This is a genomic window from Pseudomonas sp. P7548, from assembly GCF_013386585.1.
Taxonomy (GTDB): domain Bacteria; phylum Pseudomonadota; class Gammaproteobacteria; order Pseudomonadales; family Pseudomonadaceae; genus Aquipseudomonas.
In genome coordinates this window covers 1-20,700 of record NZ_JACARO010000053.1, presented here as the reverse complement: position 1 = coordinate 20,700, position 20,700 = coordinate 1, and the positions used below count along the sequence as shown (strand labels likewise).

Sequence of the window (20,700 nt, the reverse complement as noted above, 5' to 3'; positions counted from 1 at the left end):
AACACCGGCGCTGGGGCTGGTTCGAGCAGGGCGAGGAGCGTGAGCGGGTGCCGTCGGAAAAAGGCTGCTGGACGCAGTTCTATCGACAGTTGCACAGTGCTGTGCAAGGGCAGGGGCCGCTGCCGGTGGAGGCCGCTGATGCACTGGAAACCACGCGTATTTTGGACGCCGCACGGCTCAGTCATGAGCGTCGTCAGGTGGTCGAAACGAAGGCGCTGTAGGGCTTTTCCAGAAAAATAGAATAAAATTCTAAAACTTGTTGATATGGAAATTATTTTCCAATAAAGTCTTTTCCAGGTTGCATAAAGTACGTTCGGACTCGATTCGAGCGGCTCAACAAAAACAAGATCAAAAACAACCAGGTACCGTCAGATGAAAATCTTCAACGCTGTACTGCGAGTTTTACGCCCTGCCCACACGCCACGCGGCCTGCCCCGCGCCCGGCCGTTCTACTTCTCCTTCCTCAATGTGCTGATCGTCGAAAATAAAGACGCGCTGGTGTGCTGCATTCCAGGGGCGCCGGTGGTTCGACTGCCGTCTTCGCCCGTACCGCTCTGATAAACGCAACGTCCAAAAAACCAACAAGAAATTGGAGACAGACCGTTCATGAAGACCCCGATCCGTTTTACCGCGCTGGCCCTGTCCATGCTGCTTGCCAGTGGCTTTGCCTCGGCTGCCGACCTCAAGATAGGTGTGAGCATGTCCGCGTTCGATGACACCTTCCTGACTTACCTGCGCGAAGACATGGACAAGCAAGCCAAGTCCTATCCCAAGGGGGACGGTGTGCAACTGCAGTTCGAAGACGCCCGCGCTGACGTGGTCAAGCAACTGAGCCAGGTTGAGAACTTCATCAGCCAGAAGGTCGACGCGATCATCGTCAACCCGGTGGACACCGCCTCGACCGCCAACATCATCAAGGCGGCTACTGCGGCAAAAATCCCGCTGGTGTTCGTCAACCGTCGTCCTGACAGCCCGACCCTGGCCCCAGGCGTGGCGGCCGTGACCTCCGACGACGTCGAGGCCGGCAAGCTGCAAATGCAGTACATCGCCGAAAAGCTCGGCGGCAAGGGCAATATCGTGATCCTGCTGGGTGACCTGGCGAACAACTCCACCACCAACCGTACCAAGGGTGTGAAGGAAGTGTTGACCAAATACCCGGGCATCAAGGTGGAACAGGAACAGACCGGTATCTGGTTGCGTGACAAGGGCATGACCCTGGTCAACGACTGGCTGACCCAGGGCCGCGACTTCCAGGCGGTGCTGGCCAACAACGATGAGATGGCCATCGGTGCTTCCATGGCGCTCAAGTCGGCGGGCAAGAAGGGCGTGTTGATCGCCGGTGTCGACGGCACCCCAGATGGCTTGAACGCGATCACCAAGGGCGACATGACCGTGTCGGCCTTCCAGGACGCCAAGGGCCAGGCCGACAAGTCGGTGGAGACAGCACGCAAGATGGCCAAGAACGAGCCTATCGAGCAGAACGTGGTGATCCCGTTCCAGCTGATCACTCCGGACAACGTTAAAGATTTCAAATAGCCCTGACATAACAACAATAAGCCGGCGGGGCGGCCTCGGTCGCCCCGCAGATGGAGTACCTTCTATGCTCGCTCAAGCGACTGTCTCGCAGCCTCCCGGTATCCAGCCTCAGCCGTTGGAAGAACCCTACCTGCTGGAAATCGTCAACATCAGCAAAGGCTTTCCCGGTGTCGTGGCCCTGGCCGACGTGCAACTGCGGGTACGCCCCGGCACGGTGCTGGCGCTGATGGGCGAGAACGGTGCGGGCAAGTCGACGTTGATGAAGATCATCGCCGGCATCTACCAGCCCGACGCCGGCGAGATTCGCCTGCGCGGCAAGCCGATTGTGTTTGAAACGCCCCTGGCAGCGCAGAAGGCCGGGATCGCGATGATCCACCAGGAACTCAACCTGATGCCGCACATGAGCATCGCCGAGAACATCTGGATCGGCCGCGAGCAGCTCAACAGCCTGCACATGGTCAACCACCGCGAAATGCACCGCTGCACCGCCGAATTGCTGGCACGCCTGCGCATCAACCTGGACCCCGAGGAACACGTGGGCAACCTGAGCATCGCCGAACGGCAGATGGTCGAGATTGCCAAGGCCGTGTCCTACGACTCCGACATCCTGATCATGGATGAACCGACCTCGGCCATTACCGAAAAGGAAGTGGCCCACCTGTTTTCGATCATTGCCGACCTCAAGTCCCAGGGCAAAGGCATCGTCTACATCACCCATAAAATGAACGAAGTGTTCGCCATTGCCGATGAAGTGGCGGTGTTCCGTGACGGCCACTACATCGGCCTGCAACGCGCCGACAGCATGAACAGCGACAGCCTGATCTCGATGATGGTCGGCCGTGAACTGAGCCAGCTGTTCCCGGTGCGTGAGACGCCGATTGGCGACCTGCTGCTGTCGGTGCGCGACCTGCGCCTGGATGGCGTGTTCAAGGACGTGTCATTCGACCTGCATGCGGGTGAAATCCTTGGCATCGCCGGGTTGATGGGCTCAGGCCGCACCAATGTGGCGGAAACCATTTTTGGCATCACCCCAAGCTCTGGTGGGCAGATCACCCTGGACGGCAAGCCGGTGCGCATCACCGACCCGCACATGGCCATCGAAAAGGGGTTTGCGCTGTTGACCGAAGACCGCAAGCTCAGCGGCCTGTTCCCGTGCCTGTCGGTGCTGGAGAACATGGAAATGGCGGTGTTGCCGCATTACACCGGCAACGGTTTTATCCAGCAGAAAGCCCTGCGCGCCTTGTGCGAAGACATGTGCAAGAAACTGCGGGTGAAGACGCCGTCCCTGGAGCAGTGTATCGACACCCTGTCGGGCGGCAACCAGCAGAAGGCCCTGCTGGCGCGCTGGCTGATGACCAATCCACGCTTGCTGATCCTCGATGAACCCACCCGTGGCATCGACGTGGGCGCCAAGGCCGAGATTTACCGTTTGATTTCCTTCCTTGCCAGTGAAGGCATGGCGGTGATCATGATTTCCTCCGAGCTGCCCGAAGTGCTGGGCATGAGCGACCGGGTGATGGTGATGCACGAGGGCGACCTGATGGGCACCCTGGACCGCAGCGAAGCGACCCAGGAAAAAGTCATGCAGTTGGCTTCCGGTATGACCGCAGTCCACTGACTACAGAATAAGAAGGTGATTGGCTATGAACGCAATAACAGACAACAAGCCCGCCACGGCACCGGTCAAGCACCGTCGACGCATGCCGACCGAACTGAGCATTTTCCTGGTGCTGATCGGCATCGGCCTGGTGTTTGAACTGTTCGGCTGGATCGTGCGCGACCAGAGCTTTTTGATGAACTCCCAGCGCCTGGTGCTGATGATCCTGCAGGTGTCGATCATCGGCCTGCTGGCCATCGGTGTGACGCAAGTGATCATCACCACAGGGATCGACCTGTCCTCCGGCTCGGTGCTGGCGCTGTCGGCGATGATCGCCGCGAGCCTGGCGCAGACGTCGGACTTTTCCCGGGCGGTGTTCCCCAGCCTGACCGACTTGCCGGTGTGGATCCCGGTGGCGATGGGGCTGGGCGTGGGGCTGTTGGCCGGGGCAATCAACGGCAGCATCATCGCCGTCACGGGGATTCCACCTTTTATTGCAACCCTCGGCATGATGGTCTCGGCCCGTGGCCTGGCGCGTTACTACACCGAAGGCCAGCCGGTGAGCATGCTCTCGGATTCGTACACGGCCATCGGCCATGGCGCGATGCCGGTGATCATCTTCCTGGTGGTGGCGGTGATCTTCCACATTGCCCTGCGCTACACCAAGTACGGCAAATACACCTACGCCATCGGCGGCAACATGCAGGCGGCGCGGACCTCGGGCATCAACGTCAAGCGCCACTTGATCATCGTGTACAGCATTGCGGGCCTGCTGGCGGGCTTGGCCGGCGTGGTGGCCTCGGCACGTGCCGCGACCGGGCAGGCGGGCATGGGCATGTCCTATGAGCTGGACGCGATTGCGGCGGCCGTGATCGGCGGCACCAGCCTGGCGGGCGGGGTAGGGCGCATCACCGGCACCGTGATCGGCGCGCTGATCCTCGGGGTGATGGCCAGCGGGTTTACCTTTGTCGGGGTGGATGCGTACATCCAGGACATCATCAAGGGCCTGATCATCGTCATCGCGGTGGTGATCGACCAATACCGTAACAAGCGCAAGCTCAAACGTTAGTGCTGCCCCCTCGGAAATGCGCGATGGTGCACTGCGCCTGGCGCATGTAGTGAGCGGGCTTGCCCCGCGCCGCGGTACACCAGCCTCCTGAAGCCAACCTGACACCGCCGCGCAGGGCAAGCCTGCTCACTACAAGTCAGCTGCAGTTTGTAGTGAGCGGGCTTGCCCCGCGCCGCGGTACACCAGCCCCCTGAAGCCAACCTGACACACCGCCGCGCCGGGCAAGCCTGCTCACTGCATCAAGGCGCGAGGGGGAGGAACCGGCGTTCGGCCAGCTCCCGGCTGATCCCGCCGCGATGCACGTCCACCACACTCTGTGGGCTTTGTGCCTTGTTCAGCAGTGAGTAGTAGCTCTCGGTGCGCTGGGCCTTGGTCTTGAGGTGGGCGACGCTGTACTCGGCCTTGGGCGTGTCCGCCTTGGCGTAATGGAAGTGTGCATACCACAACGGAAAGCCGCGCTTGTCGTTGACGGCATATTCCTGGATGAAGTCCTTTCGCTCCCCACGCATGGCTACCCGTGGGCCGAGGCTGGCGAGCTGGATCTTGTCCTGCCCAAGCAGGTACGCCACATGGCTGTCGGTGGGGGGCAGCTCCAACGTGCGCTGGACCCGCAGCTCATGCCCCTTGGCAATCATGGTATCGGACGCACTGCGCAGTTCTGCCGCCAGGTTGCGGTCGGCCGTAAGTTGCAGGTCGGGCGCCAGGGCTGCAATCGCCCGCTCCAGTTCGCCCGCCAGTTCGGTGAAGCGTGCAGCCTCGTTCTCCAGGCTTTCCTGTATTTCGATCGGGAATCGCGACATCGTTGCGTAACCTTCCTGGCGCTGAATGATGGCGGCCAGGTCCTTGACGCGCTTGCGTGCCTCGCCTTTGATCACGTTCAAGGCGCGAGTGTCGGGCGCGGGCGCGCTTGGGCGGCGCTGCTCGAGGACCTCATCCCAGCCGCTCTCGTGCTGTGAATAGGTCACCAGCAGTTCGTCTGCCTGTTCGGTGCGAACCTCCACCACCTCGATGGGCAAGGTGCTGCCAGCGGGCTTCACGTCACCGATCAGGATGCCTTGCCTGCGGGTCTTGATCACTTTTTTCTGCGGTTTTCCAGGCGCGGTCATCGCCCGTTTTGGCGGGCTTTTGGGCATCTCGGCAGATGGCTTGAACTCAGCGGCCAATTGCAGCAGCACGTCCTGATACAAGGAGGTGACCAAGGCCTGCAAGGGCTGGAAGTACGTGTTGTCCAGCGCTTCGGCGTGCACCAGCGCTACGCCTTGCAGCGCGTCTACGGCCTGGCCGTACTGCAGGAACAGGCTGTCCAGTACGGCCATGCGATCGGCCGGGCTGAGGTTGAGCAGGTTCAGTTCGCTGTGGGTGCGCAGGTGTGGACCCAGTGGGTCCAGGGCCAGGTCCAGTTCATTGGTGAACAAGCCGACGCGCCAGTCCTTTCGGCTCAGGTATTTGAGGTTTTGCAACTGCAGGTATTTGAGTGACAGGGCAGTGAGCTCATCCGGGCGATTGAGCGTCAGGCGGTTGAACGCGTCCAACCCGGGTTGGCCAACGTTGAACAGCTCCAGGAGGTGACGGTCCTTGAGCTCCAGGGCCTGGATCTGGCGTTCATGGATGCGGCTCAGGCTCATGAGGAATTGTGCATAGCGCGCCGGGTTGGCGATGATCGACGGCAACGCCTGTTCGTAAGGACCACTGAAGTCAGGGTGTTCGGCATACAGCGCCTGGCGGTCCATGTCGGCCACCACCACTGACTTGCGGGCGTTGATCACCGTGTTCTCCAGGAACACCGCCGCAGCGTTGACGGGCATGGGGATGCCCAGCTCCATGCGTTCCTGACGGCTGTCGAGCAGCGCCTGGTAGGCGTTTATCTGCTCGTGCAGCGCGCGGTCGAAATTCGTGCGGGTGTTGGCCCGGGCGGCGTCGGAGTATTGGGTGTTGCTGGCGGCGCGGTGCATCAGCTGTTGCGCCATGTCGACTTTGGTCTGCAGCGCTTGCTGGCGACTGTTGAGAAAGAGCGCCTGCTCATCGAGCAGTTGCTGCGTGCGCAGGGCCTTGCGTTCGCGCGCGGCAGCAATTCGCTTGGGAGGCATGCCGCCGAGCAGGCGCAGGCGCAGGCGCAGGTCGAGTGATCAGTGGCCGTGGCCGTCGGTTTGCAGGTATGGGCCGAGCCGAGTGGTGTCAAAGGGGTCGACGATCACCACGCCGCCCTCTGTTTCGAGCCTGACCTGGTACCAGCGATGTTCGATCAGCGCGTACCAGTCACGCAGATGATGATAGAGACCCCGTCGCGGCCCATTGAGGACCGGTTCAGGCAGGGTTTGCGGCTTCGGCGCCTGCAGTCGCCACAGGCGTTCCTGCTGGCTGGGGCTCAGTTGGTCGCGGGCACTGGAGAAACTGAAGTCGAACACGGTGTCGGTGAGCCCCTGGCTCTCCAGCAGAACCGGACCTTGTTGCAATACGGGCTCCGGTGGTTGCGGCCATTGCTCGGCACGGCGCGCCGCAAACGGCGAAGGCGTCGGAACGGAGTTGGCGTGCTCATGGATAACCGGTGCCGTCGAGGAAGGCGTCATCTGGAACATCAGCATGCCCACATTGAGCAGCAGATCCACCACCGCCAACTCCCGTGCGATCGGGTCCTGGCTATTGAGTGCCGGCAGGTCCTTGCTGGCGGCATCCATCAGGCTGAACAGCCAGCCCGCGAGCATGAAGGGCCCACGTGCCAGCGGCAGCAGCAGGGTGTTGAACAGCAGGCTGGCGCCTTCGAGCAATATTTTCCAGCGGCTCTCGGCATTGGACACCGTTTCCCGGTCCGCCTGGTCCACCAGGGCGCGGGCGTTGCAGCCGTACAGGTACTGCATCAGGTGGCCGTTGGCGAGGAATTGCAGGAGTTCATCGCTGATCCCGTCGGTGGCCAGGGTGACGGGCTTGGGGATCTCCGGTGTGTCGAACTCGCTGCCCAGGCCGAATCGCACATAGCGGGGCTCGTGGAAGCCGCCATTGGCGTAAATGGGGCGTGCGGTGTCGGACAGCCAGGCCAGCACGCTGTCTTGCAGTTCTCCGGGGCGGGCAATCGCGTCCAGCATGGCCTGGCGGCTGGGGAACTGCTGCAGGGCATCGGCATACAGGGGGCGGTACAGGATGTGAACCCCTGACTCGGCGCTTTCGGGTTCGATGATGTACATGTTGCTCACCCCATCTGCCGCAGCCTGTGGTTTGCGCACGAGGGCCAGGTGGCGGATGACGATGGTTTGGCCATCGACTTGGCGTTGATCGGTGTTCATCAGCGCCGCTACGTAGGCCGCCCCTTGTGGCGTGAACCCGTGTTGCCGTCGCAGGCTCAGTTCCAGTGCTTGCAGGGGCAGTTGTGCCTCGGTCTGTGCGGCAAAGTCCCGCTGCCGTTGGCGAGCGTCTTCACTGTCTGCCAGTAACCGGGTCTGGAGCAGCTCCGGGTAGGTCTTGCCGATATCGACGCGCTGGATAAGCCCGTTACTGCCGAGGAGATAGTCGGACGTCAACCAGGCGGGCAGCGATTCGCCGAAACGATGGGTCACGGTGAGCCGCCCTCGGGGTTGGCCTTGCAAGTTGTTGATCGCCAGGTCAACGAGGGTCATGTGTACCTTGTCGACAAACCCGGCACCGCCTGGGTAGCCAGCGGCCACGTTGAAGGTCAGTTGCAGGTCTTCGGGCAGCAGCGGGGTGGTGTGATTCGGTTCAAGGCTCAGTTGGTCCCTCTTGAGTTGGTTCAGCAGGGCGGTGCGGGTGAAGGTGCGCAGGTCCGGGATGTCACTGAGAAAGGTCCGACCCTGGCTGCGTTTTTTGGCACTGGCCAGTTGCAAGGCGTAGTGCCGGTAGCGTGCACGCTCCTCCTCGGATGCCTGTTGCAGCCAGCCAGGAACCTGCTTGCGCAAAGCTTGGAGCACGGGGTGTGGCGCAGTGCTGGAAAAGACACTGGCCGGGTCTGTGAGGGTGCGATACAGCGCCTGGAGTTGGTCGGGTGTCTGCTGTTGGGGCAATTTGAGCTGTTGCAGGCGCTCCAACTGCTGGTTGAGCAAGGCGGCGGCCTGGGTGTCGAACAGGTTGCCGTCCGGCTCGTAGCGCTGCAGGGTGATGTGTTCGATTATTTCGTCCTGGGTGATGCCCTGGACCCAGGCCCGCAAGGCCTCGTCGACACTGTTGAAGCCTGTGCAGGGACCCGTGGAGGGGCAAAGCAGCACGCGGGCCTGGCTTTGCAGCGAGCACACCAGCAACAGGTCGGTGCCCAGCCGTTTCTGTACCCGGCTACCGGCCTTGAGGGTGGCATGGGGAAGGTAGGCGTGCACGGCAGTGTCGCCCCAGCGTGTGAAACGTTGGTCACGGTCGGGGCAGTCGATGAGCTGGCCGAGCATGTCCCGTTCAGGCCGGGTGAGGTCGGGTTGGCTGATGGCTCCGATGTTCAGGGTGTCTCGCAATACATCGCTGAGCCAACGCCAGCGTTCAGTGCCCCAGAAACTGGCCAGGCTGTTTTGCAGGGCGATGGGCAGTGTCCAGGCCAGGACCTGGACCTGCTTTGCGATGACCTGCATATCCAGTGGCTGTCCGTCTGGCGCCGTGAGCCGGGCGGGTGGTCGGTCGGACAGGTAGGCGGGGCGACCGTCGTGGTCCCGAAAATCTGGCAGGGTGCCCTTGGCCAGGTACTCCAGCACCACTGGCATGAAGGGTTCAAGCTTCCAGCCGCTGGCCAGCGGGGTGGCGAGCTGGGTTCGCTGCAGGTCAAGGGTGAGTGAGGGGTAGGCCTGGGCAATAGAAGTCGCAAGCAGTTGCCGCGCCACTGCCGCCAGTGAGGGTCGGTTGGCGAATTGAGCGCTGACGGCGGCAGCCGATGGGTTGGGAGGGGTAAGCATGAAAGCTCCTTGTGCCACTGCAAAATCGCAGAGGCCATCAGCTAATGCCTATTCACCCCCGGCCTGGCGTTATGTATTGCTGGGGGCTTATCAACCGTTTGTCTTCTATATAGCTCCACAACCCTGAATTTCTTGCTATAAACGCACTCCGATGACCGTTCGCCGAGCCCGTCCTGGTGCTTTTGGGGGTTATCTGGGAAAAAATGCCTGTCTTTTCAGTTGCTGCGCCCTCAAGTCGGCCTTAGACTGCCGCCCCTCGTAAATTGAGTGCCGGGTGGCGCTTGGAATGGACGGCGCCCTTCCGAGACCTGCAGAGGTCGGCCGGAACGCTCCCTTATTCGCCTTAATGCACGTATTTTTTATAGAGAAATCAATGACAAAGGAAAAGTTGCTGGCCATGCCGGCGGATGACTACATGAATGCCGAACAGCACGCTTTTTTCGAGCAGTTGCTGCAAGACATGAAAGTGGAACACCACGAGCGCATTGAACAGAACCGTATCGCCATTGAAAGCCTGGACACCCCGGCTGACCCGGCCGACGCCGCTTCCGTTGAAGAAGAGCGCACCTGGCTGGTGAACGCCATCGACCGCGACCAGCGCATGCTGCCGCAACTTGAGCGCGCACTGGAGCGCATCAAGGAAGATTCCTTTGGCTGGTGTGATGACAGCGGCGAGCCAATCGGCCTCAAGCGCCTGCTGATCAGCCCGACCACCAAGTACTGCATCGAAGCGCAAGAGCGCCACGAGCAGATCGACAAGCACCAGCGTCAAGCCTGATGCGGTGAAACGGGGGGCCGAGCCATCGGTGCCCCCGGGAAACACCTGTTACGCCCCGTCTATTGATCTGCTGCAAGCCACCCCACTAAAGGCCCATGGATAATGGCCTGATAGTGGCGTTTAATGCAGACACAATAACGACAAGCAGTGGGGTAACAACGATGGCTGGAGACGGATCTCTGATGAGTGCAGCAGTGCCACCGCATTCGGTGGCGCGCGGGCTGCCCGGCTGGCTGACGCCGTGCTTGCAGAGCACTGCCCTGGTGCTCGTGCTGCTGAGCCTGGCGTTTGCCAGCTTGCCGCTGTACCTGTGCCTGCCACTGGCCTTGCTGGTGATCTGGCTGCCCCGCCTTAAACATCGCGCGCCGGTGATTGCGCCTGCCGAAGGTGCCGATGCGATGGGTGAGCTGACTCGCGACCTTTCTTACACCACCAGCCATAACGCGCTGTCTGCTGCCGGCGTGGCCTATTCGGTCAAGCAACTGGCCGGGCGTTTGCAATCGCAGTTGAGCGCGGCCAAGCAAATCGTCGGCAGCGCCGAGGTGATGATCGGTACGGAAAAGGTCACCTCCCAACTCAGTCGCCAAGCCCTGGAAGCGGCCAGCCAGGCCCACCGGCGCAGTACCGAAGGGCGGGAAGTGCTGGCTCAGTCGATCACCCGCATGCACCAGCTCAGCCAACGTGCCAACGCCAGCCGCGAGCTGATCGAAGCCCTGAGCCAGCGTAGCGAAGAGATCCAGCGGGTCACCCTGGTGATCCAGTCCATTGCCAGCCAGACCAATTTGTTGGCTTTGAACGCCGCCATCGAAGCCGCGCGTGCCGGTGAGCATGGGCGTGGGTTTGCCGTGGTGGCTGATGAAGTGCGCGGGCTGGCCGGGCGCACAGCCACTGCCACGGATGAAGTCGGGGTGATGGTCGCCGATATCCAACAACGCACGGCCCAGGTGGTGGAGCAGATTCGCCAACTCTCGGCGGACCTGCACACCGGTGTCGAACAGGTGGAACACGCCGGTGAACAACTGGAAAGCATCGCCAGGCTGGCGGCGGATGTAGAAGGGCAGGTCAATGAGATTGCCGAGGGCGCCGATACCAACCGCACCCAGCTCGACAGTCTGTTCCATGCCGTGGAGCAGATGCGCAGCGACCTGACCGTGAGCGACCAGCAAACCCGCCAGCTCGCTGACGCGGCTGTGCAAATGGAAGGGCAGGCTGAGACCATCAGCGAACGCCTGGCCGAAGTCGGGCTGGATGACTATCACCAGCGTATCTATGACCTGGCCCGCGAAGGCGCCCAGCGTATTGCCGAGCAGTTCGAGGCCGATGTGCAGCAAAGCCGTATCAGCCTGGAAGACCTGTTCGATCGCAGCTACACCGCCATTCCCAATACCAGCCCCAGCAAGTACCACACGCGTTTTGACGGCTATACCGATCAGGTCTTGCCAGCGATTCAGGAAGCCTTGCTGCCCCGTCACGAGGGGCTGGTGTTCGCGATTGCCTGCACGCCCCAGGGTTATGTGCCGACTCATAACAAAGCGTTTTCTCACGCCCTGACCGGCGATGCACAGGTGGATGCCGTGCAGAACCGCACCAAACGCAAGTTCGAAGACCGTACCGGCATTCGTTGCGGCAGCCATCAACAGGCGGTGCTGTTGCAGACGTATACCCGTGACACCGGCGAGCTGATGCACGACTTGTCGGTGCCGATCATGGTCAAGGGCCGGCACTGGGGCGGGCTGCGCCTGGGCTATAAGCCGGAAGGGGCAAAGCCTGCCCATTAGGATTGTTGCGGTTTATGCAATGCAGCTATTCCGGGGATAGCTTTTTCCTACTGGCAGAAAACCGTAGCATGGCGAACATTGTTAGCAAGCTAACTAATGCTGCGGAGAAGCGCCATGCAAAACAAAGTCGATGTCGCCGTGATGATCGGCAGTGGTGTGCCTGAAACCCTGCGTGCGCTGGGTCAGAAAGCTTGTTGGGTGGTGCTGCTGAACGGGGAACAGCGCGGCACGGCATTCGCCAGCCGTGAAGAAGCCCAGGAATGCCAGGCTGCCTGGCAAGCGCTGTTGCGCCTGGAACAGTCAGACAGCCTGCATTAAGCAGCCTTACTGCGGTTGGTGCAGGCGCTGGTTCAACTCGTCCACGGCAATCGCCCATTCGGCGTCTTCGCGCAATTCTTCCTTCAGGAACTGCGCTTGCTGGGGCGTCCAGAAGGGCGCGTCGATCAGCTTGACGTCTTCAGGCAGCGGGTGCGCGACGATGAATGCGTCGATCGCCTCGGGCGTGGAGTCCAGGCCCAGTTGTTCAAACAGTGTTTCCAGCGTGGGTACGGGCGCGTCCATATCGATCTCCCTGCAAGGTGATGGTCGTTGTGCATGGGAGGCCTGCCGCGCTTCAGAGTTCTATCGGATTATCAGGAGTTGAGTGCGCCGCAATCCACCGCAGCCTTCAACGCGACTGCGGCTTCCTTGGCCGCGATGGCCGCGGCGTCGACGGTTTTGAACCAGCGATCTTTTTCGACCTGGTGCGTGGTGACCGTGGTCAGCGGTGGTTTGGCGCGCATGATGATGACTGCCTGAAACTCACCGTCTACTTCCCTGGCATCGCCATGGATGAAAAATTCGCCAATATCAAATTCCGTCACGTATAGCCTTCCCTTCGAGGTAACTGCACTGATGAAACCTGACCCGCAAGGGACAAACTTCAATGGACGGGCCAGTATGGCAGTTGTTGGGCAGCGACGGCGCAGTAAACTCACTCAGGTGATGAAACGACCACGCCGTAGGGGGCCTGCAGGACCGCCTCCAGTTTCTTGGCCAGCTCGCAGGCTTTGTCATGGTTGCTGCGAAAGCCTTTGACCCGGCCACTGGTGACTTCGCGGATATGAAAAAAATTCCTGCCGGCGGGAATCACTTGGTAGAGGACCGGATCCGGGTATCCGTCACGGCCATGCAGGCAGTAATATGGTTGCTCGTCCTGGCAGGATGAACGAGTGGCGGAATAGGGTGTATCGTGTCGTGAGTGTTGCATGGCCAGCTCCCGTTGATCGATCTTGTTGACCCACCAGCAGCGTTTCGGGTGGTTTTGACCCGTGTTGCTGTTTTAGTATTGTTGGCGGCAGCCTTGGTCGAGTTCCTAGCCAGATCGTTACATTTGTTTAGGCTGTCGGAAAACTGCATTTTTGATTGGGTTATTCTCTGAAGTTGGCCGACCCGTGTTCTCTGGTCGTTGAACCTGTGATTTGCTGTGATGCCGGATGACCTTGCAAAAGGTCCATCGCGTACGTCTGTACGAGTCTTGCGGCGCGGCTGCAGGCCCTTTTTCAGCTTTTTTACGAATGTGTTGTGTGATCGTGCCGTTACGGCCTTTTCTTGTGCTGCCCGCTCAGGCGGTCGGCGCTCTTTTTGATGTGGGGGCGTTTCCTTGGCAGTCAGTAATCTGGATATGCACGCGTTATTCGTGCTGGGTGATTTGCGCGCAAAGTTGGTCAAGCAGTTTCAATCCCGTTTTGTTTACATCACTGAACAGACGCCGGAAGGTATCTACATCGCTGAAATCGATACCGAAACAGCGATGGTCGTGGACGACAAGCCACGCCTGGAACTCAAGGTCGGCGATCACTTTCGTGCCGCCGTATTGCCCAGCCGTGAAGGTGGCAAGTTCGAACTGAAGTTCCGCGACATCAAGTTGACCGTATATGGCCTGGGCGATTACGCCTTTGTGTCTTCTGCCGAAGGCCAGGGCATCGTGTTCAAGGAAGGCCACAGCGTCATGCTGGTGTTTGCCGCCAACGAGCAATTGCAGGAAGGGCTGACCAAGACCCTCAAGGCCGTGACCGGCAAGGCCGCCAAGTGGCGCAAGGGCGAACTGGTGACCTTCAAGGCTAGCGAGTAGTCCATAAACATCGCGTGTACCGTTCTCTCCCGGAACCTCTACTACAGTTGAGTTGACTTAACTACTTAGAGGCTTCGCGCATAGGCAGCAAAGCCATCCGCTATTTGCTGCGACATCGCGAGGTGCAAAGGCATGAAAGGATTGAGAACGCTGTTGGCTGCATCGCTGACTACCATTGGCCTGTCGATGGCGACGTTGCCAGCAAGTGCCGCCGAGGCGCCGGTGCATTTTGCTGACCTGAACTGGGAAAGCGGCAGCCTCATCACCGAGGTGCTGAGGTTTATCGTGGAGAAGGGCTATGACCTGCCCACGGATACCTTGCCCGGCACCACCATCACCCTGGAAACCGCCCTGGCCAAGAATGACATCCAGGTGATTGGCGAAGAGTGGGCCGGCCGCAGCCCCGTGTGGATCAAGGCCGAAGCCGAAGGCAAGGTGGTGGGCCTGGGCGATACGGTCAAAGGCGCGACCGAAGGCTGGTGGGTGCCGGAATATGTGGTCAAGGGCGACGCTGCCAAAGGCCTCAAGCCGCTGGCGCCCGACCTCAAGAGCGTGCAGGACCTGGCGCGCTACAAGGACGTGTTCAAGGACCCGGAGTCTCCCGGCAAGGGTCGCTTTCTCAACAGCCCCATCGGCTGGACTTCTGAAGTGGTCAACGCCCAGAAGCTCAAGGCCTACGGCCTGGACGACAGTTATGTGAATTTTCGCAGCGGTTCGGGCGCAGCCTTGGATGCCGAAATCGCCTCGTCGATTCGTCGCGGTAAGCCGGTGCTGTTCTACTACTGGTCACCGACTCCCCTGATGGGCCGTTTCAAACTGATTCAGTTGGAAGAACCACCGTTTGACGTCGACGCCTGGAAAACGCTGACCGATGCGGACAACCCCAACCCAAGGCCGACGCGTTCATTGGCGTCCAAATTGAGCATTGGTGTGTCCACACCGTTTCAGAAGGAGCATCCGCAGATCGCTGAGTTTTTCACCAAGGTTCAGTTTCCGATTGACCCGTTGAATAAAGCGTTGGCGGCGATGAGTGAAAATCACACGCCGCCGCGGGACGTGGCGCAGGTGTTTCTCAAGGAGCATCCTGAAGTGTGGAAGGCGTGGTTGACTGAGGATGTGGCGCAGAAGGTTGAGGCAAGTCTCAAGTAACCGGGATATTTTGCCGAGTGGAGAACCCAATGTGGGAGCTGGCTTGCCTGCGATAGCGGTGAGCCAGCCAGCAAATTTATCGCCCGATATACCGCTATCGCGGGCAAGCCCGGCTCCCACATTGACCGGGTGGTATGTTTTAGAACTTGGTTTGCACGGCCAATTCGAAGGTCCTCGGCGACCCCAGGTAATACGCCGGTGACACATGGGCAAACTCGGCATACACCTCATTGGTCAGGTTGCGCACGCGACCGGTCACCGAGGTGTGCGAATCCACCTTGTAGCGCAGGAATGTCCCGAACAACGTATAGGCCGGCACCGTCTGGGTGTTGGCATTGTCTGCATACACTTGCGCCACGTACCGTGCATCCACACCGCCTTGCCAGTCCTCGGCAAAGTCATAGGTCAGCCACAGGTTGCCCACCTGCTTGGGCACGTTGGTCGGCGTATTGCCCTTGCGCGAGACCACCGCGCCGCTGGCGATTTTCTCGTTGAAGTCATCGTATTCGGCGTCGACCCAGGCGAAGTTGCCTTCAGCCAATAACGTCGGTGTGATGCGCAGCGAGCTGGCCAACTCAATGCCCTTGGACGATTGTGCGCCCACTGGAATGCTGTTGGTCGGGTCCAGCGGGTCGGTGACGGCAAAGTCCTTGCGCTCGATCTTATAGGCGGCAACGGTGGCCGAACCGCGACCGTCCAGGTAGTCGAACTTGCTGCCCACTTCCCACTGTTTTCCCGTCGAGACGTCGAACACTTGCGTAGTCGTGCTCGGCTGCTCGGCGGCGGTGCTGTATTGCACATACACATTGGCCGTCGGGATGAACTGGTAAGTCAGGCCCACGCGGCCGGTTATCGGTTCCCAACGGCGGGTGAAGTGTCGTGGGTTGGTTGCCGTCACCGTACGGTGGTTGGTCACGTCCAGGTCGATGGCGTCGTAGCGCAGGCCGGTGAGCAGGGACAGTTTATCGGTCAGGCCCAGGCGGTTTTCCACGAACAGCGCACGGGTGGTGACCTCGTTGGTCTTGTCGCTGACAAAGCCGGGCTTGGTGCCCGGGATGTCATAGAAGTGCCCCGGGTTGTAATTGTTCGGGTCCACCGTGCTGTTGCCCGGCACGTTCAGCGGGTTGTTGGTGGTGCTGTTGACCTTGTATTCAAAACCGCCGGACCACGTGGTCGACAAACCGAACACACTGCTGTCGTGACGCAGCTCGAACTGGTTGCCGTTCTGCTCACCCTGATGGCGCACCTGGTAGGCGGTGGAGCGGTTCACCGCGCTGTTGTCGGCGTTGTACTGGTAGGTTTCCAGGTTGCGGTAATCACGCTGGCTGTCCAGGTGATACAGGGTGTTCTTCAGGGTGGTGCTGTCGTTGATCCGGTAATCGATGATCGAGCGCGCCCAGATCGTGCGTTGTTCATAACGACCATCGGCGACGTTGTAGTTATTGAAGCGGTTATGCCGGTCGATCTTCAATTCGCCGGCCTTGGGGTTGAGCACTGGCGTGCCCCAGTAAGGGCTGTCTTCGTGCTCATCCTGGTATTCCAGGGCCAGGGTGTGGGACAGGTTGGGGGTCAAGTCACTCAGGAGGGAAAACGCCACACTCCAGGCATCACGCTGATCGCGATCAATGTAGCTGTGGTTGGTGTTGCGGCTCACATCCAGGCGCGCGTAGTGCTGCACCTCGGCACCCGGTTCGGTCAGGGCGTGGTTGACACCGAAGGCCATGCCGGCCGTGTCGTAGCTGCCATAGGTGAGCTGGCCTTTGGCAGCTTGCTCTTCACGGGTGGCCAGTTTGGTCACGTAGTTCAGCGAGCCGCCCACGGAGCCGGCGCCGTTGATCAGGGAGGAGGGGCCGCCCACCAGCTCGACGCGGTCGTAGATCCACGCATCCACCGGACGTGCCAGGCCGGTGGCGACATTGATACCGTTGAACATCTGGGTGATCTGGCTGCTGGTAAAACCACGGTACGACACGAAACCGCCAAACCCCGGCGGTGCACTCGCGTTGACGCCGGGCAGGGTGTTGGCCGCATCGCGGAAAGTCTTGGCGCCATGGCGCTCGATGTCATCGTGATTGGCGATAGCGACTGACGCCGGGGTCTCCCGCACGCTCAGTCCGAGGCGCGACGCCATGCCGCTGGATTGATCCAGCACCAGGCCAGGCTCAGCGGCTTGATCGCCATCAATGGTGGTGGGGGCCAACTCGATAGCCACGGCGCAAACAGGCAGGCAGCCGAACAGGCCCGCCAATAGGGGAAGATGCTTCATGATTGAATCCTGAAAAACTTGGCTTGAAAACAACGCACAGCCGGCCGTAATCCCCAACGGGAACGGTGGTCAGTGCTGATCAGAAAGCGAAGGTGTCAGGCAAAAACAGGCGGCGCGCGCGGGTGAGCCGTGGGCCAGGTGAAGCGGGCAGGGATGTCGGCAGCCACAACCACCGCAGGCGGTGGCGCGTGAGGTTGTGGCAGCACCGCCACATTGAGGCTGGTATTGAGCGCCGGGCCCATGCCACCCGTTGAACACAGCGGGCAACCGAACGCCTTCGACAGCGTCGGCAGGTTCTCGTCGGTCGAGTTCTTCTGTACCGGCGCCTGGGTACGCGGGTCTACCGTACAGAACTGCCCGCCGATGCCATTGAGCTGCATCCCCAGCATCTGCCCATGACCAATACTGCACGCGAACACATTGAACAGGACGCAGCAATAGAGCATCCAGGCAATGAGCGAGCGGTCGGCACGGGCGATTTTCATGGGGCGGCACTTTACCATCAGCGGCCGACGAAATGCCTACAAAAAATCTCAGGCCGACTATCCTCATCCGCACGTTTTCAGGGAGAGCCAGCCATGAGCTTCGTCATCGCACGATGGATTGTCGGGATTTTCACCTGCATCAGCATGGTGCACTTGTACTGGGCCGCAGGCGGTAAGCTCGGCAGCCTGGCCGCCATCCCCCAGTTACCCGGCGAATTCGCCCGAGGGCCACGGCCAGCATTCAAGCCTTCGGCCTTGGGCACCTTTCTGGTGGCGATGGGGCTGGTGGCCATAGCGCTGCTGGTTTGCCTGCGCGCCGGGCTGTATTTCTCGGCGGTGTCCCATGGCGCGTTGCAATGGGGAATCAGCGCCATAGCCGTGATCATGTTTGCCAGGGCGATCGGGGATTCGGAGCTGGTGGGTTTTTTCAAGAAGGTGAGTGGGTCCAGGTTTGCGAAGTTGGATACGTATTTTTATTCGCCGTTGTGTTTGGTGTTGGGGGTGGGGTTGTTGGTGGTGGCGTGGGGGTGAGAGTGAGAGGCTGATCGGTCATCAGCCCGGTTATCACAGTCATGGTTCAATAAAGTACAAACTGGACATCGCACCTGGGGTTTTCTTGGCTTTGCCTAGCTTTAGGTACTCGTTGAAATCGTTCTCCAGAAATTCTCTATCTGTGTACTGTTTGTATTTTTCCGGAAGCTCACAAGCGTATATAAATAGCCGCCAAAGGTCGAAACCGTCGACCCTGTCATCAGGGTCGTAGTCGAAGTCGATACATATTTCAGATATGTAAACACGGCAGCCAATCCCATGCAGTTCGTAGGTTACATCGCCACTTACTGAGCTTCGTTGCGGGATTTTTTAGTGTGCCGTAAGCCAAGGATATTTTGGGTCCCAAAAGCGTACTTAAGTAAGTCTATTGCTTTCTTTACTTTCGCTAAATATTCGCTGATAAGATTTTCAATTTTACTATCGCTCATCGCCTTGCAGTTACTCATGGGGACATAGACTCTTTGCTGCTTGTTATATACGTTCGACGCTGTATCCATCAGCGATAATTGTGAGAACGGCTTCTGAGTCGTCGTGCGATTTGAAGCAGTAGCTTTTCTTGTTTTGTATGTTGGTAGTCTTTTGGGAGAGTTGTGAGGGTTCGATGCTTTCTTCGCTTATACCGTTTGTCTCAGCGCCAAGTGCACAAGTAGCCTGAAAAGCGATAGGATTATGAAATATGATCTCTAGAAAATTGCCCTGGAGATCGGAAAAAACAACCCATAGTTCATTTGGTTTGCAATTTATTTGTTCGATAATTCCTTTCGGGATTTCAAACGGATCTGTAATGCGAACTCTTTTATTTAGAGGCTGATCTGGCGTCCAGAAAGTCAAGTCAGAGACATGTCGTTCTATGTCGTCCATGTCATCATCTCCAAGAGTGTCGTCAAACTTTCGAGAGATTATGGACCGTACATTTGCTAGGCGATGAGTGACCGCGTAATCATCAATGAAATCGGTAGTTGCTTTTCTATATTCGTCGGTGGAGTTAGGCTTTTCGCCATAAAAGCTGCCCATTTTGTGTAAGGATATCAATATGAACTCGATCTCTTTGAGCACGTCAAGTGCTTCTGGTCCTGTGAGTGTTATATTTTGATTCTGCTTTAGCATTATTTTCTCCTCGTGATTTTAGGGTTTTTTATTATCAGGTTCCCTATCACCGTTAGTTCCATTGTGTTGTATCTAGGGTTTTTAATCCATTCCAGTCTTGATTCAGGCACATCCATCTCAATGTAATCTCGGCCTTTATTTTTGCTGATTTGATACTTTTCCTGTGCGCCTGTTGGACTCAGGACTTTTTCTTTTGCAGGCTCCAGATAAACCCTATTGTTATCTTGAGCGAATATCACTCCATCCTTTTCGATACCTTTTGAGCCTTTTCTGCTCGTGTAATGCCGCACCCTGACGGTATTTTCTTGTTTTGAGTTGGGAGCCGGTAACGTCGGCTCTGCGTCGATAGCATTTACGTGTTTTTCTGGACTCTCGGTGTTGCGTGATGGTTTACACCCATCCCCTCCGGGACATGTGTTTAAACCCAGCGGATCCACCCACCCCGTAGGGTTGGGCACATACTGGTACGCGTTGATTCCACCCGCCAGCTTCACCGGATCCGGCGTCAGGTAACGACCAATATCCGGATTGTAGTAGCGATGGCGGTTGTAGTGCAGCCCGCTTTCCTGATCGAAGTACTGGCCCTGAAAACGCAGCGGGTTGTCGACTTTTCCGACGTCCAGGCGACTGATTTCACCGTAGGCGCGGTAGTGGGCGGACCAGACGATTTCGCCGTTGGGGGCGGTCAGTTCCTGCGGTGTGCCGAGGTGATCGAGTTGGTAGTGGAAGGGCTTGGTTTGTTTGGGGCCGAAGCCTTCCAGTAAAGCCAGTGGTCTGAAGCTACCGGGCTCGTAGAGGTAGCTGCGATGCCGGTCCTTATGGTGCTCGGCAATCAGCTTGTCGCCTTGCCAAAAGAACTCGGTCGTTATCGCATCAACGGTTTTGCTGATCCGTCGCCCGAACGGATCGTAGCAATAGCTAGCCACCTGTCCGTGGGTTGGGTGATACCAATCAGCCGATGCTGACAGTCATAACGGTACTCGGTGACCAGTGCGTGCCCACGCCCACGCCGCTCACGGATCAGGTTGCCGAACGCGTCATAGTCATAATGTCGATCCCCCTGAATCATCAGCCGATTACCCGCCACGATGTCCGGGCCGGGGCGGTTTTGCATGAGCAGGTTGCCGGCCGGGTCATGGGCGAAGCGTTCTTGCAGGTCTTGGGAATGGTCGGCGCGGGTGAGGCGGTTCAGTGGGTCGTGGGTGTAGTCGTGCTGACCCTTGCGGGTGTCGAGCAGGCGGGTGAGGTTGCCGGCGTTGTCGTAGGTGTAGTGGCGTGCGTAGAGGTGGTGCTCCTGCTGGGTGATGGTGTGGGCGTGCAGGCGTTGTTGGTCGTCGTAGTGGTAGTGGCTGAGCAGTTGGCCTTGTTGGCGTTGGTGTTCCTGGCCGGCTTT

19 protein-coding genes and 2 pseudogenes are annotated in these 20,700 nt (G+C 59.2%); 11 read left to right on the top strand and 10 right to left on the bottom strand.

Annotated elements, in window-relative coordinates; all coding sequences use genetic code 11:
• From HX803_RS21495 to HX803_RS21475, 5 genes and pseudogenes are all read left to right on the top strand, one after another.
• Window positions 1-221: pseudogene (locus HX803_RS21495) on the top strand (gfo/Idh/MocA family oxidoreductase); the annotation flags it as partial.
• Between the two features lie 151 nt (window positions 222-372).
• A complete protein-coding gene (locus HX803_RS21490; protein ID WP_176999048.1) occupies window positions 373-558 on the top strand; it encodes a hypothetical protein in 186 nt (61 codons plus the stop codon).
• Window positions 559-606: 48 nt separating this feature from the next.
• The gene (locus HX803_RS21485) at window positions 607-1,536 is read left to right on the top strand and encodes a sugar ABC transporter substrate-binding protein (RefSeq protein WP_176999049.1); all 930 of its coding nucleotides are present in this window, start codon (window positions 607-609) and stop codon (window positions 1,534-1,536) included.
• Between the two features lie 64 nt (window positions 1,537-1,600).
• Window positions 1,601-3,154, top strand: a complete 1,554-nt coding sequence (locus HX803_RS21480) for a sugar ABC transporter ATP-binding protein (RefSeq protein ID WP_176999050.1) — start codon at window positions 1,601-1,603, stop codon at window positions 3,152-3,154.
• 25 nt (window positions 3,155-3,179) lie between these two features.
• A complete protein-coding gene (locus HX803_RS21475) occupies window positions 3,180-4,202 on the top strand; it encodes an ABC transporter permease (RefSeq protein WP_026083090.1) in 1,023 nt (340 codons plus the stop codon).
• Between the two features lie 239 nt (window positions 4,203-4,441).
• On the opposite strand, the gene HX803_RS21470 is transcribed toward HX803_RS21475, so the two are convergent.
• Together HX803_RS21470 and HX803_RS21465 are read right to left on the bottom strand one after the other, a co-directional pair.
• The gene (locus HX803_RS21470) at window positions 4,442-6,289 is read right to left on the bottom strand and encodes a hypothetical protein (RefSeq protein ID WP_178923307.1); all 1,848 of its coding nucleotides are present in this window, start codon (window positions 6,287-6,289) and stop codon (window positions 4,442-4,444) included.
• Window positions 6,290-6,328: 39 nt separating this feature from the next.
• Window positions 6,329-9,079, bottom strand: coding sequence for a dermonecrotic toxin domain-containing protein (locus HX803_RS21465; protein ID WP_178923306.1), 2,751 nt, complete (start codon window positions 9,077-9,079; stop codon window positions 6,329-6,331).
• 373 nt (window positions 9,080-9,452) lie between these two features.
• Here HX803_RS21465 and HX803_RS21460 point away from each other — a divergent pair, with 373 nt between their 5' ends.
• The 3 genes from HX803_RS21460 to HX803_RS21450 all read left to right on the top strand — a co-directional run bounded on the left by HX803_RS21460 (window position 9,453) and on the right by HX803_RS21450 (window position 11,953).
• Entirely contained in the window at window positions 9,453-9,857 is a 405-nt protein-coding gene (locus HX803_RS21460; RefSeq protein ID WP_010564800.1) for a TraR/DksA C4-type zinc finger protein, read from the top strand.
• 95 nt (window positions 9,858-9,952) lie between these two features.
• The gene (locus tag HX803_RS21455; RefSeq protein ID WP_372339935.1) at window positions 9,953-11,635 is read left to right on the top strand and encodes a methyl-accepting chemotaxis protein; all 1,683 of its coding nucleotides are present in this window, start codon (window positions 9,953-9,955) and stop codon (window positions 11,633-11,635) included.
• Between the two features lie 114 nt (window positions 11,636-11,749).
• Window positions 11,750-11,953 (top strand): hypothetical protein, encoded by a 204-nt coding sequence (locus HX803_RS21450; protein WP_176999053.1) that lies wholly within the window; start codon window positions 11,750-11,752, stop codon window positions 11,951-11,953.
• A 6-nt stretch (window positions 11,954-11,959) separates the two neighbouring features.
• On the opposite strand, the gene HX803_RS21445 is transcribed toward HX803_RS21450, so the two are convergent.
• The 3 genes from HX803_RS21445 to HX803_RS21435 form a co-directional block, all read right to left on the bottom strand.
• Complete coding sequence (locus HX803_RS21445) at window positions 11,960-12,196, bottom strand: DUF2789 domain-containing protein (protein ID WP_178923304.1); 237 nt, start codon at window positions 12,194-12,196, stop codon at window positions 11,960-11,962.
• Window positions 12,197-12,267: 71 nt separating this feature from the next.
• Window positions 12,268-12,498 (bottom strand): hypothetical protein, encoded by a 231-nt coding sequence (locus HX803_RS21440; RefSeq protein ID WP_178923303.1) that lies wholly within the window; start codon window positions 12,496-12,498, stop codon window positions 12,268-12,270.
• Window positions 12,499-12,608: 110 nt separating this feature from the next.
• Window positions 12,609-12,884: a hypothetical protein gene (locus HX803_RS21435; protein ID WP_218647132.1), complete on the bottom strand. Its 276-nt coding sequence runs from the start codon at window positions 12,882-12,884 to the stop codon at window positions 12,609-12,611.
• A gap of 414 nt (window positions 12,885-13,298) precedes the next feature.
• Between HX803_RS21435 and HX803_RS21430 the strand changes: the two genes are divergently transcribed.
• Window positions 13,299-13,748, top strand: a complete 450-nt coding sequence (locus HX803_RS21430) for a hypothetical protein (RefSeq protein WP_174244875.1) — start codon at window positions 13,299-13,301, stop codon at window positions 13,746-13,748.
• A 132-nt stretch (window positions 13,749-13,880) separates the two neighbouring features.
• Window positions 13,881-14,897: an ABC transporter substrate-binding protein gene (locus HX803_RS21425; RefSeq protein ID WP_178923302.1), complete on the top strand. Its 1,017-nt coding sequence runs from the start codon at window positions 13,881-13,883 to the stop codon at window positions 14,895-14,897.
• Window positions 14,898-15,036: 139 nt separating this feature from the next.
• On the opposite strand, the gene HX803_RS21420 is transcribed toward HX803_RS21425, so the two are convergent.
• Window positions 15,037-17,163 carry a TonB-dependent siderophore receptor gene (locus HX803_RS21420; protein WP_178923301.1) on the bottom strand — a complete coding sequence of 709 codons (2,127 nt, stop codon included), beginning with the start codon at window positions 17,161-17,163 and terminating at the stop codon, window positions 15,037-15,039.
• A 95-nt stretch (window positions 17,164-17,258) separates the two neighbouring features.
• Window positions 17,259-17,648, bottom strand: a complete 390-nt coding sequence (locus HX803_RS21415; RefSeq protein ID WP_178923299.1) for a DUF2946 domain-containing protein — start codon at window positions 17,646-17,648, stop codon at window positions 17,259-17,261.
• 93 nt (window positions 17,649-17,741) lie between these two features.
• On the opposite strand from HX803_RS21415, the gene HX803_RS21410 reads away from it, so the two are divergent.
• Complete coding sequence (locus HX803_RS21410; RefSeq protein WP_176999060.1) at window positions 17,742-18,179, top strand: DUF3995 domain-containing protein; 438 nt, start codon at window positions 17,742-17,744, stop codon at window positions 18,177-18,179.
• A gap of 39 nt (window positions 18,180-18,218) precedes the next feature.
• Here the strand turns inward: HX803_RS21410 and HX803_RS33185 are convergent, their stop codons facing one another.
• From HX803_RS33185 to HX803_RS21400, 3 genes and pseudogenes are all read right to left on the bottom strand, one after another.
• On the bottom strand, window positions 18,219-18,455 hold the full coding sequence (locus tag HX803_RS33185) for a hypothetical protein (RefSeq protein WP_372339936.1): 237 nt from the start codon (window positions 18,453-18,455) through the stop codon (window positions 18,219-18,221).
• A 216-nt stretch (window positions 18,456-18,671) separates the two neighbouring features.
• A complete protein-coding gene (locus tag HX803_RS32825; protein WP_256732901.1) occupies window positions 18,672-19,307 on the bottom strand; it encodes a hypothetical protein in 636 nt (211 codons plus the stop codon).
• Window positions 19,307-20,700 (bottom strand): annotated as a pseudogene (locus HX803_RS21400) (RHS repeat-associated core domain-containing protein); the annotation flags it as partial. The gene HX803_RS32825 and the pseudogene HX803_RS21400, both read right to left, overlap by 1 nt.

What these genes read in the sequence shown, in the direction of transcription:
- HX803_RS21490 (WP_176999048.1), top strand. Translation starts at nt 373, where the DNA reads ATGAAAATCTTCAACGCTGTACTGCGAGTTTTACGCCCTGCCCACACG.
- HX803_RS21485 (WP_176999049.1), top strand. Translation starts at nt 607, where the DNA reads ATGAAGACCCCGATCCGTTTTACCGCGCTGGCCCTGTCCATGCTGCTT.
- HX803_RS21480 (WP_176999050.1), top strand. Translation starts at nt 1,601, where the DNA reads ATGCTCGCTCAAGCGACTGTCTCGCAGCCTCCCGGTATCCAGCCTCAG.
- HX803_RS21475 (WP_026083090.1), top strand. Translation starts at nt 3,180, where the DNA reads ATGAACGCAATAACAGACAACAAGCCCGCCACGGCACCGGTCAAGCAC.
- HX803_RS21470 (WP_178923307.1), bottom strand. Translation starts at nt 6,289, where the DNA reads ATGCCTCCCAAGCGAATTGCTGCCGCGCGCGAACGCAAGGCCCTGCGC.
- HX803_RS21465 (WP_178923306.1), bottom strand. Translation starts at nt 9,079, where the DNA reads ATGCTTACCCCTCCCAACCCATCGGCTGCCGCCGTCAGCGCTCAATTC.
- HX803_RS21460 (WP_010564800.1), top strand. Translation starts at nt 9,453, where the DNA reads ATGACAAAGGAAAAGTTGCTGGCCATGCCGGCGGATGACTACATGAAT.
- HX803_RS21455 (WP_372339935.1), top strand. Translation starts at nt 9,953, where the DNA reads ATGGATAATGGCCTGATAGTGGCGTTTAATGCAGACACAATAACGACA.
- HX803_RS21450 (WP_176999053.1), top strand. Translation starts at nt 11,750, where the DNA reads ATGCAAAACAAAGTCGATGTCGCCGTGATGATCGGCAGTGGTGTGCCT.
- HX803_RS21445 (WP_178923304.1), bottom strand. Translation starts at nt 12,196, where the DNA reads ATGGACGCGCCCGTACCCACGCTGGAAACACTGTTTGAACAACTGGGC.
- HX803_RS21435 (WP_218647132.1), bottom strand. Translation starts at nt 12,884, where the DNA reads ATGCAACACTCACGACACGATACACCCTATTCCGCCACTCGTTCATCC.
- HX803_RS21430 (WP_174244875.1), top strand. Translation starts at nt 13,299, where the DNA reads ATGCACGCGTTATTCGTGCTGGGTGATTTGCGCGCAAAGTTGGTCAAG.
- HX803_RS21425 (WP_178923302.1), top strand. Translation starts at nt 13,881, where the DNA reads ATGAAAGGATTGAGAACGCTGTTGGCTGCATCGCTGACTACCATTGGC.
- HX803_RS21420 (WP_178923301.1), bottom strand. Translation starts at nt 17,163, where the DNA reads ATGAAGCATCTTCCCCTATTGGCGGGCCTGTTCGGCTGCCTGCCTGTT.
- HX803_RS21415 (WP_178923299.1), bottom strand. Translation starts at nt 17,648, where the DNA reads ATGAAAATCGCCCGTGCCGACCGCTCGCTCATTGCCTGGATGCTCTAT.
- HX803_RS21410 (WP_176999060.1), top strand. Translation starts at nt 17,742, where the DNA reads ATGAGCTTCGTCATCGCACGATGGATTGTCGGGATTTTCACCTGCATC.
- HX803_RS32825 (WP_256732901.1), bottom strand. Translation starts at nt 19,307, where the DNA reads ATGCTAAAGCAGAATCAAAATATAACACTCACAGGACCAGAAGCACTT.